The 13239-nt window shown below is 67.8% G+C and carries 14 protein-coding genes; 6 read left to right on the forward strand and 8 right to left on the reverse strand.

The genetic code is table 11. The features are described from left to right. Window positions 1-11: 11 nt before the first annotated feature. The 6 genes from ACWGE0_RS27405 (at window position 12) to ACWGE0_RS27430 (ending at window position 6150) form a co-directional block, all read left to right on the forward strand. Window positions 12-1481 (forward strand): DUF7782 domain-containing protein, encoded by a 1470-nt coding sequence (locus ACWGE0_RS27405; RefSeq protein ID WP_452263759.1) that lies wholly within the window; start codon window positions 12-14, stop codon window positions 1479-1481. After that, the gene (gene dtd / locus ACWGE0_RS27410; RefSeq protein ID WP_452263760.1) at window positions 1478-1903 is read left to right on the forward strand and encodes a D-aminoacyl-tRNA deacylase; all 426 of its coding nucleotides are present in this window, start codon (window positions 1478-1480) and stop codon (window positions 1901-1903) included. Before ACWGE0_RS27405 ends, dtd begins: the two co-directional genes overlap by 4 nt. 262 nt (window positions 1904-2165) lie before the next feature. After that, complete coding sequence (locus ACWGE0_RS27415; protein ID WP_452263761.1) at window positions 2166-3155, forward strand: sigma-70 family RNA polymerase sigma factor; 990 nt, start codon at window positions 2166-2168, stop codon at window positions 3153-3155. Window positions 3156-3350: 195 nt separating this feature from the next. Beyond that, the gene (locus ACWGE0_RS27420; RefSeq protein ID WP_452263762.1) at window positions 3351-5057 is read left to right on the forward strand and encodes a fumarate hydratase; all 1707 of its coding nucleotides are present in this window, start codon (window positions 3351-3353) and stop codon (window positions 5055-5057) included. A 182-nt stretch (window positions 5058-5239) separates the two neighbouring features. Continuing rightward, complete coding sequence (locus ACWGE0_RS27425; RefSeq protein ID WP_452263763.1) at window positions 5240-5695, forward strand: hypothetical protein; 456 nt, start codon at window positions 5240-5242, stop codon at window positions 5693-5695. A gap of 62 nt (window positions 5696-5757) precedes the next feature. Then, entirely contained in the window at window positions 5758-6150 is a 393-nt protein-coding gene (locus tag ACWGE0_RS27430) for a glyoxalase (RefSeq protein ID WP_452263764.1), read from the forward strand. Here the strand turns inward: ACWGE0_RS27430 and ACWGE0_RS27435 are convergent. The 8 genes from ACWGE0_RS27435 to ACWGE0_RS27470 form a co-directional block, all read right to left on the reverse strand. Then, on the reverse strand, window positions 6100-6897 hold the full coding sequence (locus ACWGE0_RS27435; protein WP_452263765.1) for an alpha/beta fold hydrolase: 798 nt from the start codon (window positions 6895-6897) through the stop codon (window positions 6100-6102). The two genes, ACWGE0_RS27430 and ACWGE0_RS27435, sit on opposite strands and share 51 nt — an antisense overlap. 18 nt (window positions 6898-6915) lie before the next feature. Then, entirely contained in the window at window positions 6916-7446 is a 531-nt protein-coding gene (locus ACWGE0_RS27440; protein WP_452263766.1) for a hypothetical protein, read from the reverse strand. A 112-nt stretch (window positions 7447-7558) separates the two neighbouring features. After that, the gene (locus ACWGE0_RS27445; protein ID WP_452263767.1) at window positions 7559-7924 is read right to left on the reverse strand and encodes a hypothetical protein; all 366 of its coding nucleotides are present in this window, start codon (window positions 7922-7924) and stop codon (window positions 7559-7561) included. A gap of 158 nt (window positions 7925-8082) precedes the next feature. Further along, complete coding sequence (locus ACWGE0_RS27450) at window positions 8083-9210, reverse strand: hypothetical protein (protein WP_452263768.1); 1128 nt, start codon at window positions 9208-9210, stop codon at window positions 8083-8085. Next, entirely contained in the window at window positions 9207-10466 is a 1260-nt protein-coding gene (locus ACWGE0_RS27455) for a glucarate dehydratase family protein (protein WP_452263769.1), read from the reverse strand. The genes ACWGE0_RS27450 and ACWGE0_RS27455 overlap by 4 nt, the downstream gene beginning before the upstream one ends. Window positions 10467-10477: 11 nt before the next feature. Further along, window positions 10478-11380, reverse strand: coding sequence for a 5-dehydro-4-deoxyglucarate dehydratase (locus ACWGE0_RS27460; protein ID WP_452263770.1), 903 nt, complete (start codon window positions 11378-11380; stop codon window positions 10478-10480). An 8-nt stretch (window positions 11381-11388) separates the two neighbouring features. Beyond that, window positions 11389-12267 carry a carbohydrate ABC transporter permease gene (locus ACWGE0_RS27465; RefSeq protein WP_452263771.1) on the reverse strand — a complete coding sequence of 293 codons (879 nt, stop codon included), beginning with the start codon at window positions 12265-12267 and terminating at the stop codon, window positions 11389-11391. Then, window positions 12264-13154 carry a carbohydrate ABC transporter permease gene (locus ACWGE0_RS27470; protein ID WP_452263772.1) on the reverse strand — a complete coding sequence of 297 codons (891 nt, stop codon included), beginning with the start codon at window positions 13152-13154 and terminating at the stop codon, window positions 12264-12266. Before ACWGE0_RS27470 ends, ACWGE0_RS27465 begins: the two co-directional genes overlap by 4 nt. Between the last annotated feature and the right edge of the window lie 85 nt (window positions 13155-13239).

A 13239-nucleotide genomic window follows, 5' to 3' on the forward strand; every position in this document is an offset into this window, starting at 1 on the left:
CATCTACAGCCGTGCACCCTGATCTTTCAGTTGACCTGTGCGCCCGTTTGCGCGAGGCGTTCGAGAACGCCGGCTACACCGCGGACGGCGTCGTCGGCGCACTCGGCGCCCAGGCCCACTCCGCGCTCGGCCGAGGCGAACCCGAGCCGGCCCGTCGCGCGAGCAAGGACGCCGGGACGCTCGGCACGTTGATCCGCCTCTTCCTGCTGGGCGACCAGGAGCCGGAGCAGGACGTCCGCAAGGCGCTCGGCAGCGTCGGCATCGACGACCTCGTCGCCAACGAGGTGCTGGCCTCGGGCAACACAGCAGGCAGGTTCACGGCCGGGCTCGACGTCCGCCCGTACGAGGACAACTGGTGGGTGATCGCCGACCTCGACTCCGACCTGCGCGGCGGAGCGGTCCCCGAGGACCACGTGCTCGGCGTCGGCCACGCGTCCATCAGCCTCGCCCGCGCGACGAAGCGCACGCCGGTCGGCACGTTGCTCGACCTCGGCACCGGTTGTGGTGTCCAGGCGTTGCACGCCAGCACGCACGCCGAGCGCATCACCGCCACCGACCTGTCCGAGCGCGCGCTCAGGCTCGCGCAGGGCACGTTCCGGATCAACGACCTCGACGTCGAGACGCTGCAGGGCGAGTGGTTCGGCCCGGTCCGCAATCGGCGGTTCGACCAGGTCGTGTGCAATCCACCGTTCGTCGTGGGCCCGCCTCGGGTCGACTACGTGTACCGCGACTCCGGGCTCGGCGGCGACGACGCGTCGGCGCTGGTCATCCGGCAGCTGCCCGCGTTCCTCAACGAGGGCGGCGTCGGCCAGGTGCTCGCGTCGTGGGTGCACCGCAAGGGCGAGGACTGGGAGGAGCGCGTCTCCAGCTGGTTGCCGCGCGGCGGGATCGACGCGTGGTTCGTGCAGCGCGACATCGCCGAGCCCGCTCTGTACGTCGGCACGTGGCTCAAGGACGCGGGTGTCGACCAGCGCAGCCCCGAGGGGCAGCGGAAGGCCGCGGCGTGGCTTGACTGGTTCGAGGAGAACCAGGTCCAGGGAGTCGGCTTCGGGTACGTGACACTGCGGCGCACCGACGAGATGCACTCCCAGGTCATCTGCGAAGACCTGCGCCACGCCTACGACGACCCGCTGGGTCCGGAGGCGGCGCGGTGGCTCGACAACGTCGCGTGGCTGCGCGCGAACCCCGATCTGCTGGGCCACCGGTTCCGGGTCGCGGACACCGTTCTGCTCGAAGAAGTGTCGGAGCCGAGCGAGGAGGGCTGGCGCAAGGTCGTCGCCCGGCTGCACCGCACCGACGGGCCCGGCTGGCAGCACGAGGTCGACGAGGCGACCGCGAAGCTGATCGCCGGTTGCAACGGCGCGTTGCCGCTGGAGGACCTGCTCTCACTGCTCGAGTTCGCTTACGGGGAAATCGATGCAGAAGCCGCGTTGCCGATCGTTCGTGATCTCATCCGGCACGGAATGTTGATTCCCGAGTGAAAGCAGTTGTGGCGCGCGTCACAGAAGCGAGCGTCGAAGTCGAAGGGGACGTCGTCGGCGCGATCAGCGAGCCCGGATTGCTGGTGCTGCTCGGCGTCCACCACGACGACACAGCCGAGCACGCACGCAAAATGGCGCAGAAGCTGCACGGTCTGCGCATCCTCAACGACGAGCAGTCATGTGAGTCGACCGGTGCTCCGTTGCTGGTCGTCAGCCAGTTCACCCTCTACGGGGACACGCGCAAGGGCCGCCGTCCGTCCTGGACGGCGGCCGCCCGGCCCGAGCACGCGGAACCCTTGGTGAACGCCGTCGTGCAGGAACTCCGCCAAAAGGGCGCGCGGGTCGAAACGGGACGATTCAGAGCCGAGATGAAGGTACGGAGCGTGAACGACGGTCCGTTCACCGTGCTCGTCGAGGTGTAGCCGGCCTCTTGACTAAAGGGTTCTCAGCCAATCCTCAGATTAGTCGCGCAACCGCTGTGACAGCGGTGACGTCTTCAAGTCATGGAAGTCGGGAACGAATTCGGAATCGTCTTCGTTACCCAGGTATCAGCCAGCTAGCGATGGGATCCCGAGCGGGCCCGCCGCAACCGGCAACCAGGGCGCAGCGCCGCGCCGCCTTGACCGCCACGCGCGACTGTCCTGACCGACAGCAGCGTCGCCCGCACCAGGGGGAGGGAGATCCATGACCGTCACGAGGATCTCCGACCGTGAAGTCGGAGAGAACACGCCCGCCGTCGTCGAGCACGAACTCGACGCCCAGGGACCAGCAGCCGACCTCGTTCGAGTCTACCTGAACGGAATCGGCAAGACCGCGCTGCTCACCGCCGAGGAGGAGGTGGAGCTCGCGAAGCGCATCGAGGCCGGTGTGTTCGCGCAGCAGATCCTCGAGACGGCCAAGCGCCTCACCCCGACTCGCCGTGACGAGATGGGGGAACTCGTCCGCGACGGTCGCCGCGCCAAGGATCACCTGCTCAAGGCGAACCTGCGCCTCGTCGTGTCGCTGGCCAAGCGCTACACCGGCCGTGGCATGCCGCTGCTGGACCTGATCCAGGAAGGCAACCTGGGCCTGATCCGCGCGGTCGAGAAGTTCGACTACACCAAGGGCTTCAAGTTCTCGACCTACGCGACGTGGTGGATCCGCCAGGCGATCACCCGCGGCATGGCCGACCAGGGCCGCACCATCCGCCTCCCCGTCCACCTCGTCGAGCAGGTGAACAAGCTCGCGCGGATCAAGCGCGACCTGCACCAGACGCTCGGCCGCGAGGCGACGAACGAGGAGCTCGCGAAGGAAGCGGGCCTCAACGTCGACAAGGTCGCCGACCTGCTCGACCACGCGCGTGACCCGGTATCGCTGGACATGCCGGTCGGCACGGAGGAGGACGCTCCCCTCGGTGACTTCATCGAGGACTCGGACGCCACCGACGCCGAGAGCGCCGTCATCTCCGGGCTGCTGCAGGACGACCTGCGCCGCGTGCTCGCCACGCTGGAGCCGCGCGAGCAGGCCGTGATCCGGCTGCGCTACGGGCTCGAGGACGGTCAGCCGCGCACGCTGGACCAGATCGGCAAGCGGTTCGGGTTGTCGCGCGAGCGGGTGCGGCAGATCGAGCGCGAGGTCATGTCGAAGCTCCGTCAGGGCGAGCGGGCGGCGAAGCTGCGGGCCTACGCCTCGTAACTCACCCGTCCGGCAGTATTGACTTGTGACTCAACTCACGGCACGGTCGGGCGTTACCAAGCCAAGCGACGCCCGTCGAGAGTCGGAAGTCGCACACGAAGGAAGGTCGGGACGGCCGGGGGCCGCCCCGGCCTTCCGTGCGTCGGGGGTAGTGAAGAACACGGTGGTCGGGGATCACATCAATACGTCCCTTTGATGGCGGTACGGTTTTCTGATCCGAACTGCACACCGTTGGAGTTGTGTACCGTGCCCACCACTTTCGAGTACACCGACGTCCTTCCGCTCGCGAAGGACACCGAGACCGAGTACCGCCTCGTCACGTCGGACGGGGTGAAGCTGATCGAGGCCGGTGACCGCAAGTTCCTGGAGATCGCTCCCGAGACGCTGACGCTGCTCGCCAAGGAAGCCATCCGCGACATCCAGCACCTGCTGCGCCCGTCGCACCTCGCCCAGCTGCGCAAGATCATCGACGACCCCGAGGCGTCCGGCAACGACCGGTTCGTGGCCATGGACCTGCTGCGCAACGCCGCGATCTCGTCGGGCGGTGTGCTGCCGATGTGCCAGGACACCGGCACGGCGATCATCATGGGCAAGCGCTCCGAGACCGTTCTGACCGGTGGCAACGACGAACAGGCCCTCGCCCAGGGCGTCTTCGAGGCCTACCAGGAGCTCAACCTGCGCTACTCGCAGATGGCGCCGGTGACGTTCTGGGACGAGAAGAACACCGGCACGAACCTGCCCGCGCAGATCGAGGTGTTCCACAAGCCCGGCCAGGAGCCCGTGTACGAGTTCCTGTTCATGGCCAAGGGCGGCGGTAGCGCGAACAAGACGTTCCTCTACCAGGAGACCAAGGCGGTCCTGAACCCGAAGCGCCTCGCGTCGTTCCTCGACGAGAAGCTCCGCTCACTCGGCACCGCCGCGTGCCCGCCGTACCACCTGGCCGTGGTGGTGGGTGGCCTGTCCGCCGAGCAGAACCTCAAGGTCGCGAAGCTCGCCTCGGCCCGCTACCTCGACAATCTTCCGTCCGAGGGTTCGGCGTTGGGCCACGCGTTCCGGGACAAGGACCTCGAGCAGCAGGTCCTGGAACTGACCAGGAACTTCGGCATCGGCGCCCAGTTCGGCGGCAAGTACTTCTGCCACGACGTGCGCGTCATCCGGCTCCCCCGGCACGGCGCGTCCCTCCCGGTCGGCGTCGCGGTGTCGTGCTCGGCGGACCGCCAGGCCAAGGCCCGCATCACCCCCGAGGGAGTGTTCCTCGAGCAGATGGAACGCGACCCGGCGCAGTTCCTGCCCGAGATCGAGGGCGAGGACCTGTCCGACGAGGTCGTCAAGATCGACCTCACCCGCCCGATGCCGGAGATCCGCGAGATCCTCGCCAAGCTCCCGGTGAAGACCCGCGTCTCGCTGACCGGCCCGCTGGTCGTGGCGCGCGACATCGCGCACGCCAAGATCAAGGAACGTCTCGACGCCGGCGAGGAGATGCCGCAGTACCTCAAGGACCACCCGGTCTACTACGCCGGTCCGGCCAAGACCCCCGAGGGCTACGCATCCGGTTCGTTCGGCCCGACCACCGCCGGCCGCATGGACTCCTACGTCGAGCAGTTCCAGGCCGCGGGCGGCTCGCTGGTGATGCTCGCCAAGGGCAATCGGTCCAAGCAGGTCACCTCGGCCTGCAACAGCCACGGCGGCTTCTACCTGGGCTCCATCGGCGGCCCGGCGGCCCGCCTGGCGCAGGACTGCATCCGCAAGGTCGAGGTGCTCGAGTACCCCGAACTGGGCATGGAGGCGGTCTGGAAGATCGAGGTCGAGGACTTCCCGGCCTTCGTCGTCGTCGACGACAAGGGCAACGACTTCTTCGCCGAGACCTCCGCCCCGACCCTGCAGATCAGCTTCAGGCGTTGATCGTCAGGCGTTAGAACCCTTCACGAAGCCGTCCGGGTTTCACCGATGCATCGGTGAGACCCGGACGGCTTTGCGGCATGAGGACGAATCGCATGTGACAGGACAACGGCCTGCGGCTTCGGCGCGTGCTCTGTTCAGGACGCCTTGCGGGGTGCGGGGTGACGATCAAGGGAGGCACGTCGATGCCGAGCAGACGGGGGACGACCAGAGTCGCCGTGATGGCCGCCGGGTTGCTGGCGCTCTCGTTCGTCCAAGCCGGGCAGGCCGGGGCGAGCGCGTGGCCCAACGACACGTGGGATGTCAGCAGCGACGGCTACGAAGGGCTCAGTGTTGGGGCAGTGACCTGGGCAAACCGGACCGCCACGCTCCAGGGCCACGTTCAGGACGACGGCGGAATCGTGTCCACAACCGTTTTCTTCACGGCTTACGCCGGCGCGACGAAGGTCGACAGCGACACGCGGACCGCGAGTCCCGGCGAGGACAGGCCGTTCGGCGACGTCACCATCGGGGATCCCGGCCTGGTCGGCGGGTTCGACCGCCTCAAGATCCAGGTGTGCGAGACCGGGCACCCGGAAACGTGCAGCGGACCCGTCAATCTGAACCGGGACGGCGTCGCCGAGCACAAACACTGGCCGTAGCGTCTGGCACCACCCCTCAATTAACAGTACGGTTGTCCCGTATTGAACCGAGGGGTGGCGCGATGATTCATCACGTGCAGGTGACCTGTCCGGCGGGTGCGGAGGACGACCAACGGGCGTTCTACGGCGGGGTGCTGGGCTGGAGCGAGATCGCCAAACCGCCGTTGCTCGCCGCACGGGGCGGGTGCTGGTTCGAGGTGCCGGGCGGCGGCGAGGTGCACGTCAGCGTCGAGGAAGACTTCCGGCCCGCCCGCAAAGCACACCCGGCGTTCGTCGTCGACGTCGAGCGGGTTGCCGAGGCGGTGGCGGCGGCGGGCCATCAGGTCGTCTGGGCGGACCCGGCGGAGATTCCCGGCCGTCTCCGCTTCCACACGTTCGACGGCGCCGGCAACCGCGTCGAGTTCCTAGCGGGCCAGCAGCCAGTCGAGGGCGTCGTCGGCGTGATCCAGGACTGAGATGTGGCCGTCGCCCGCGGTCAGGCGGAGTTCCGCGCCGGGGATGCGGGAGGCGAGCCACTGGCTGTGCGAGGCCGGGTTGATGCCGTCGCGGTCGCCGTGCAGCAGAAGCACGGGCACGCGGATGGAGGCCGGGTCGAAGCCCCACGGGGTCACGTAGGCGAGGTCGTCGTCGATCAGCGGGCCGGGGCCGTTCGCCAGCGCTGGTTCGACGACCTTGCCGAACCACGACCACGGGCCGCGCAACGTGGCGAGGTCGGCCTCGGAGAACTCCATGTCGTACTCGACGCCGGACGCCTCGTAGCGCTCCTTCGCTGCACGGCCCGCGGCGGCCGCGCGCAACGACGCTTCGGCCGAAGCGACCATGCCGTCGAACCAGGCGAGGCCGGGGGCGTCGAACGGGGCCAGGGACGCGCCGGCGACGACAGCGGTCACGCGGTCCGGCAACAGGGCGGCGCACGCGAGGGCGTGTGGTGCGCCGCCGGAGTGACCGATGACCGCGAACTCGTCGATGCCGAGCTCGTCGGCGATGTGCGCTGTGTCAGCGGCGGCCGAGGCCACCGTCCTGCCTGGTACGGCGGTCGAGCCGCCGTAGCCGGGGCGGTCGTAGGACACCCAGCGCAGGCCTGGACGGAACAGCGGTTCCGGCGGCAGGCCCAGGTTGGGTGTGCCGTGGTGCCAGAACACCGGCACGCCTTCGCCGACGTCGTACACGTGGAGCCGCCGGTCCCCCAGTTGAAGATCCATGGCGTCAGGATCTCACCGTCAGCCGGTCTCCTCGCGGGATTCCAGGACCAGCCGGCGGTCGCCGAGCGGGGCGGCCAGGCGGACGGTCAGCGGCACCTGACGGACCTCCTGGGTGCACATGGTGCCCGGAGGCTGCTTGGTGATCGTGACCAGCGTGATCTGGACGACCTCCGCGGACTGCGCGGTCACCTCGGCACGAGCCTCCTTGCAGCCACCGCCCACGCCGAAGACCTCGACGTCACGGCCGTCGCCGAAGACGTAGGCCTCATCGCGGTAGGTGTCTGACAACGATGTCGTGTCAACCTTCTCCTTGGCCACCGGCGTCACGTTGGGCGGGACGACCGGCTTCTCCTCCGAGATCGAGACCGGAGGCTGGACCGGGGCCGTGGGGTTCGCGCCGGACGACCCGGTGGAACCAGGCGCGGACGTGCCCGTCGTGGGCGCGCCGCTGGAGGAGCCCGAGGTGGATCCGGGCGCGCCGGACTGCGTGCCGGACGAGCAGCCGGCGAGCACAGCGGCGAGAGCAACGGCAGCGACGGCGTTTCTCATGCGCACCATCCTTGCAAACCGGGACAAGGGGCCACGGTGAAGTAGGAGCAGTGAAGAGCGGAGGTGCCCGGCCGGCGGGGCAGATGCCGACCGGGCACCGTGGGAGGGAGGTCTACTTCTGTTCCTGCCGCGACGTCAACGCGACCGTGCGCTCACCGAGGGGTTCGTTCAGCTGCACCGTCAGCGGTGGGTAGCGGATGTCCATCGTGCACGCCTGCTTGTCCAGCGGCAGCGTCTCGACGAGCTCGATCTTCACCACGGACGCCGACTGCTCCAGCACGGACGCGCTGGCCTTGCCGCATCCGCCCTCCTGGGCGATGACACCGACGGTCTTCCCGTCGCCCTGTGTCCACGCGGTGCGCGGATACTCCGACGACAACGCGTTGGTGTCCAGCTTCGTCACGGGTTTGCCGTCCGGCGGGATCTCTCCGGGCGCGATGCCCGGCGGGATCTCCGAGGCCGAGGTGGCGGTCGGCAACGTTGGACCGCCACCTGCCCCAGTGCCCGCGTTCTGCGCACTGCCACAGGCCGAGATCACCAGCAGCAGGACGCCAGTGCCAACTACGGTTCCTATGTGCCTCATGTTCAGAGGACGGAACCGCGAGCACTAAGGGTTGCAGCGAGTTCGCTTCACAGTTACCGGCTTACGGCGGCCACGGCCTCACGCAGTGCGTCCAAACGAGCGGCTGACGCCAAACCTCCGTGGTACAGGTGGAATTCCTCGACGCCGGCGTCGAGGTAGGCCAGCCACTCCTTCGACAGCGCCGCGCCGTCGGCGGGCTTCGGCGGCAACCCCAGCACGTACGCGGCGATCCGCGTGTCCGGAGCAGCGGCCTGCAAAGCCTCGATGCCGGGCACCGCGACCTCCGGGCCCGGCCAGCACATCGTCGTCAGCACGTCGACGTCCGCGTCCAGGCCACCGGCCACGGTCGCGAACGGCCCGGTGCCCCACGGGTCCGCCGTCACGTGCATGCCGATCCGGATCGACGGCGCCGCGGCACGAATCTCGCCGACCAGCCTCTGCCGCAACGACCTCACCACGCCGGTGCGCACGGCCTGAACGTCCTCCGCGAGCGCACCCAACGCTTCCTCAACGCTGGGTGCACCGCGATCAACCCCGGCCCGGACCGCTTCACGCAGGGCATCCGGGTCGGCGTACAAGGCGGTGCACGAAGAACAGAAGCACAGTGACAACAGCTTCTGCTGCACCGGATTCCAGTCCGTACCGTCGGTCTTCTCGTGGTGCCCGCCGTGGAAGAACCCGAGCGGGCCACAGGCCTCGAGGATGATCCCGTCCGGCGCACCGAGTTCCAGCACCTCGGACACCAGCACAGAGGTGTACTCGACGACATCGGGCTGGGCCGTGCACAACGCGTACGGGTAGCGATCCCCGAACGCGTTCACCACGGTGACGTCCGGGTGCAGGTCACCCAGGCGCGAGTTGTGCGACAGCACCGTCCACGCGTACACCGGCAATCCGGCCGCACGAACCAAAGCCGCCGCGTCACCGAACGAGTTCGAACCGTCCACCCAGGACGGTTCCGCCGGCACCAGGCGCCCGAAGTTCGACTCCCGGACCGGCAGGTAGAACGCCGCGTGCCGGGCATCGACCAACCGGTGCTGCGGATGCAACGGTGTCGCAGCCCGCACGGTGTGGTACGACGCGGCAAGGGCGATCGCGTCGACGCCGAGACCCTGATACCGCGCAACGGCCTCGGGGTCCCCGATCAGGTCCCAGGGATAGGCGTGGACAACCGACTTCACCACCGGGGACGCTTCCTCTCGTAGCTCGGGTCGAACTTCTGCATGTAACCCGTGTCGTCGCGCGCGGTGATCCCGCACTTCACGTAGTTCTCGGCCATGCGCGCCAACGCATCGCGATCCAGCGAGACACCGAGGCCTGGAGTGACCGGCACCGACACCGCTCCGTCCACAAAGGACAGAACGCCCGGCTCCACGATCTCGTCCTGAGCGTTCCACGGATAGTGCGTGTCGCACGCGTAGTTCAGGTTCGGCGTGGCAGCGGCCAGATGCGTCATCGCGGCCAGCGAGATGCCCAGGTGCGAGTTCGAGTGCATCGACAGGCCGATGCCGAACGTCTGGCAGATCATGCCCAGCTGCCGCGACCGCTGCAGCCCGCCCCAGTAGTGGTGGTCGGACAGCAACACCTGCACGGCGTCCTGCTCCACCGACGGCTTGAGGTGCTCGAACGCCACCACGCACATGTTGGTGGCCAACGGCATCGGCGCCTTCGCGGCCACCTCCGCCATCCCAGGGATCTCCGCCGTCGGATCCTCCAGGTACTCCAGCACGCCGTCGAGCTCGGCCGCGACCTTCAGCGACGTCGCCGGCGACCAGGCCGCGTTCGGGTCCAGCCGCAGCGGGTGGTCCGGGAACGCCTCGCGCAGCGCCCGGATCGCCTCGATCTCCTGCTCCGGCGGGAACACCCCGCCCTTGAGCTTGATCGACCCGAACCCGTACTCGCCGATCATCTTCCGCGCCTGCGCCACGATGCCGGCGGGGTCGATCGCCTCGCCCCACTCGTCCGGCTCGGCGCCGGGATGCCCGTCCCACTTGTAGAACAGGTACGCGGAGTACGGCACAGCGGAACGAACAGCGCCACCCAGCAGGTCGTGCACCGGACGCCCCAGAGCCCTGCCCTGGATGTCCAGGCACGCGACCTCGAACGGCGAGTACACCCGGTCGACGGTGCTCTCCGCGGTGATCTTCCCGGTCAGCCCGTGCTTGTCCGGCCCGGCCTTGCCGCCGAGAGCAGCAGACACCCGCGCGTGCATCTCGTTCAGCGCGAAGACGTCGAGCCCGATCAGAGAGTCCACAACGGACCGCGAGCGCTCCAGGTGCGCGAGGTCGCCGTAGGTCTCCCCCAGCCCGGAAATGCCTTCGTCGGTGTGCACCTCGACGATCGTGCGCAGCGCCCACGGCTCGTGCACGCCGGCGGCGTTCAACAGCGGCGGATCGCGAAACGCGATCGGCGTCAGAACGATGTCTGTGATCTTCAACGACGGGATTTTCATGCCAGCAACGCCTTACCAGCGGCAATGATCTTGTCGAGAGCGGCGACGTGCTCGTCCAGCGGGTCGATCAGCGGCGGGCGAACACCACCGACGTCGAGGCCGTTCGCGCGCACCGCGGCCTTCACCAGGGCAACCGCATAGCCGGGAACCTTGTCCCGCAGCTTGACGAGAGGCTTGTAGAACTCGAACAGAAATCGGTTCACGAGCTCGGTGTCGCCGGACTGCACGGCGTTGTAGAAGCCCAGCGAGATCTCCGGCGCGAAGCAGAACACGGCCGACGAGTACAGCTCGACGCCGATGCCCCGATAGGCGAGCTGGGTCATCTCCGCGGTGGGCAGGCCGTTGAAGAACTGGAACGGCTTGTCAACGTTGGCACGAACGGAAAGCACGATCCGCTGCATCTGGTCGAGGTCGCCGATGCCGTCCTTGAAGCCCACGACGTTCGGGATCTGCGCGACCTCGACGGCGGTCTCCGGCGTGAACCGCGCGTTGTTGCGCTGGTACACGATGATCGGCAGCTCGGTGACGCCGGCGACCTCGGCCACGTACCGCACGAGTCCGGCGGCCGGGTTCGTCACCAGGTACGGCGGCAGCAGCAGGATGCCCTGCGCACCAGCACGTTCGGCCGCCTGCACGAACTGCTTGGTCGCCACGACCGAGCCACCCGCACCGGCGAACACCGGCACCTTGCCCGCGGTCGCCTCGACCGCGACGGCCACCGCGCGCTCGAACTCCTCCAGCCCCAGGGCGTGGAACTCGCCGGTGCCGCAGGCGGCGAACACCGCGCCCGGCCCGGCGGAGACACCGTGCTTGACGTGCTCGGCGAGCACGTCGTACGCGATGTTCCCCTCGCTGTCGAACGGGGTCACCGGAAAGAACAGCACACCATCGAGTTGCATAACCAGACTCATCCCTTGATCGCTCCGGTGGTGATCCCACGCAGGAAGGACTTCTGCAGCGACAGGTACACGACCAAGCTCGGTACCAGCGCCAGCAACGCTCCGGCCAGCACGATGCCCGTCCCGACCATGTCGTCGGACCGGAGCGCGAGAAGTGCGACCGTGAGCGTGTAATCGGAGGGGTCAGCGGCGACGATCAGGGGGAGCAGGTACTGCTCCCAAATCATGTTGAAGCCGAACACGGCGATCACACCGAGCGCGGGCTTGCACAGGGGAAGGATGATCTGCGCGAAGAGACGCAGCTCCCCGGCACCGTCCACTTTGGCCGCCTCCTCCAGTTCGCTGGGGATCTCCTTCATGAACTCCGTCATGACGAAGATGGAGAAACCCCAAGCCCCCAACGGGAGGATGACGCCGAGCAGGGTGCCCTTCAGACTCACGTGCACCAGCGGTAGGTCTCCGATCACCAGCGAGAGCGGGATCGCGATGACCTCCTCCGGCAACATCATCGTGGCGAGGATGACCAACAAAGCGATGGCCTGACCGCGGAACTTCTTGCGCGCCAACGCGTAGGCGGCGAACACGCTCACCGCCAGCTGCAACAGCAGAGCACCACCGGCGATGATCAACGAGTTCATCAGGTAGTGCCAGATCTTGTTCTCCGCCGCGACCTGGAAGTTGATCAGCGACGGGTTGTCCGGGATCACCGACAGTTTGGTCGGGTCCGGGTTGTGGTCGAACGCACCGGAGAAGATGACCAGCAGCGGGCCGCAGAAAAGGATTACAGCGAGGGCACTGAAAAGAACCCGGATGCCCCTGCTGACCCACGCGTCCGGGCGGGTGGACCAGCCGATGGCACTGTCGAAGCGACTCGAGTTGACGCTCATCGCGCCTCCTTCCACCGGCGGTACCACTGCACGCTGACCGTGAGAACCAAGGTAACCAGGAACAACAGCACAGAACCAGCAGAGGCGAGCCCGGCTTCCGACTGTTCGAACGCCGTTGTGTAGACGCGCGTCATCCAGACGTCGGTCGACCCCGCGGGTCCACCACCGGTGAGCACGTAGACCTCGGTGAAGACGCGCAGGCCGCGGATCGCCGCCAGCGTCAGCAGGATCGTGATGACCGGGCGCAGCGCCGGCAGCGTGACGTTCCAGATCCGTTGCGGCGTCGAAGCTCCGTCGATCGCGGCTGCCTCGTACTGCTGGCGGTCGATGCCGGCGAGCCCGGCGAGGATCAGCACCATGTCGTACGGCGCGTGCTTCCAGATGCCGACGAACATGACCGACACAAGCGAGGTGTCCGTGCTGTGGATGTACTCCCAGGGCCCGAGGCCGACCCACGAGATGAGCTCGTTGAGGAAGCCTTCTGGCGCCGGGTAGAAGAAGAGCCGCCAGATCTCGCCGATGACCGCGGTGGCCGCCACGACGGGCAGGAACACCGCGGACCGCACGAACCACAGCGACTTGGTGTGGCCTTCCAGCAGCAACGCCAGGAAGAAGCCGATGAGCATCGCGCCGATGGTCTGGCCACCGGCGAGAACCAGGGTGTGCCAGCTCGCGGTCAGGAACTTCTCGTCGGACAGGATCGCCGAGTAGTTCTTGAAGCCGACGAAGATGTCGCCGAGGAAGGGCCGGACCTCGAACAGCGAGAGCCGGATCCCCTCCGCCATCGGGATGAACTTGAAGACCAGGAAGATCAGCGCGGCGGGAAGCAGGAACAGCCACGGGATGAAGGTGGCTCCCGTGAGGCGACGCCGGCGGCGCCGCCTCACGGGGTGGGTTTCGACGGCACCGCCGCCACTAGCCGTCGAGCCCACGTCTCGGGTGTCCCAGTGATGTTTCTCGGTCGGCTGAACT

Source organism: Lentzea sp. NPDC054927 (assembly GCF_053610285.1).

Bases quoted from the DNA above. Each gene is read 5' to 3' on its own strand.
- ACWGE0_RS27420 (WP_452263762.1), top strand. From the start codon at position 3,351: ATGGCGGTACGGTTTTCTGATCCGAACTGCACACCGTTGGAGTTGTGT.
- ACWGE0_RS27435 (WP_452263765.1), bottom strand. From the start codon at position 6,897: ATGGATCTTCAACTGGGGGACCGGCGGCTCCACGTGTACGACGTCGGC.
- ACWGE0_RS27460 (WP_452263770.1), bottom strand. From the start codon at position 11,380: ATGCAACTCGATGGTGTGCTGTTCTTTCCGGTGACCCCGTTCGACAGC.
- ACWGE0_RS27465 (WP_452263771.1), bottom strand. From the start codon at position 12,267: ATGAGCGTCAACTCGAGTCGCTTCGACAGTGCCATCGGCTGGTCCACC.
- ACWGE0_RS27430 (WP_452263764.1), top strand. From the start codon at position 5,758: ATGATTCATCACGTGCAGGTGACCTGTCCGGCGGGTGCGGAGGACGAC.
- ACWGE0_RS27415 (WP_452263761.1), top strand. From the start codon at position 2,166: ATGACCGTCACGAGGATCTCCGACCGTGAAGTCGGAGAGAACACGCCC.
- ACWGE0_RS27425 (WP_452263763.1), top strand. From the start codon at position 5,240: ATGCCGAGCAGACGGGGGACGACCAGAGTCGCCGTGATGGCCGCCGGG.
- ACWGE0_RS27440 (WP_452263766.1), bottom strand. From the start codon at position 7,446: ATGAGAAACGCCGTCGCTGCCGTTGCTCTCGCCGCTGTGCTCGCCGGC.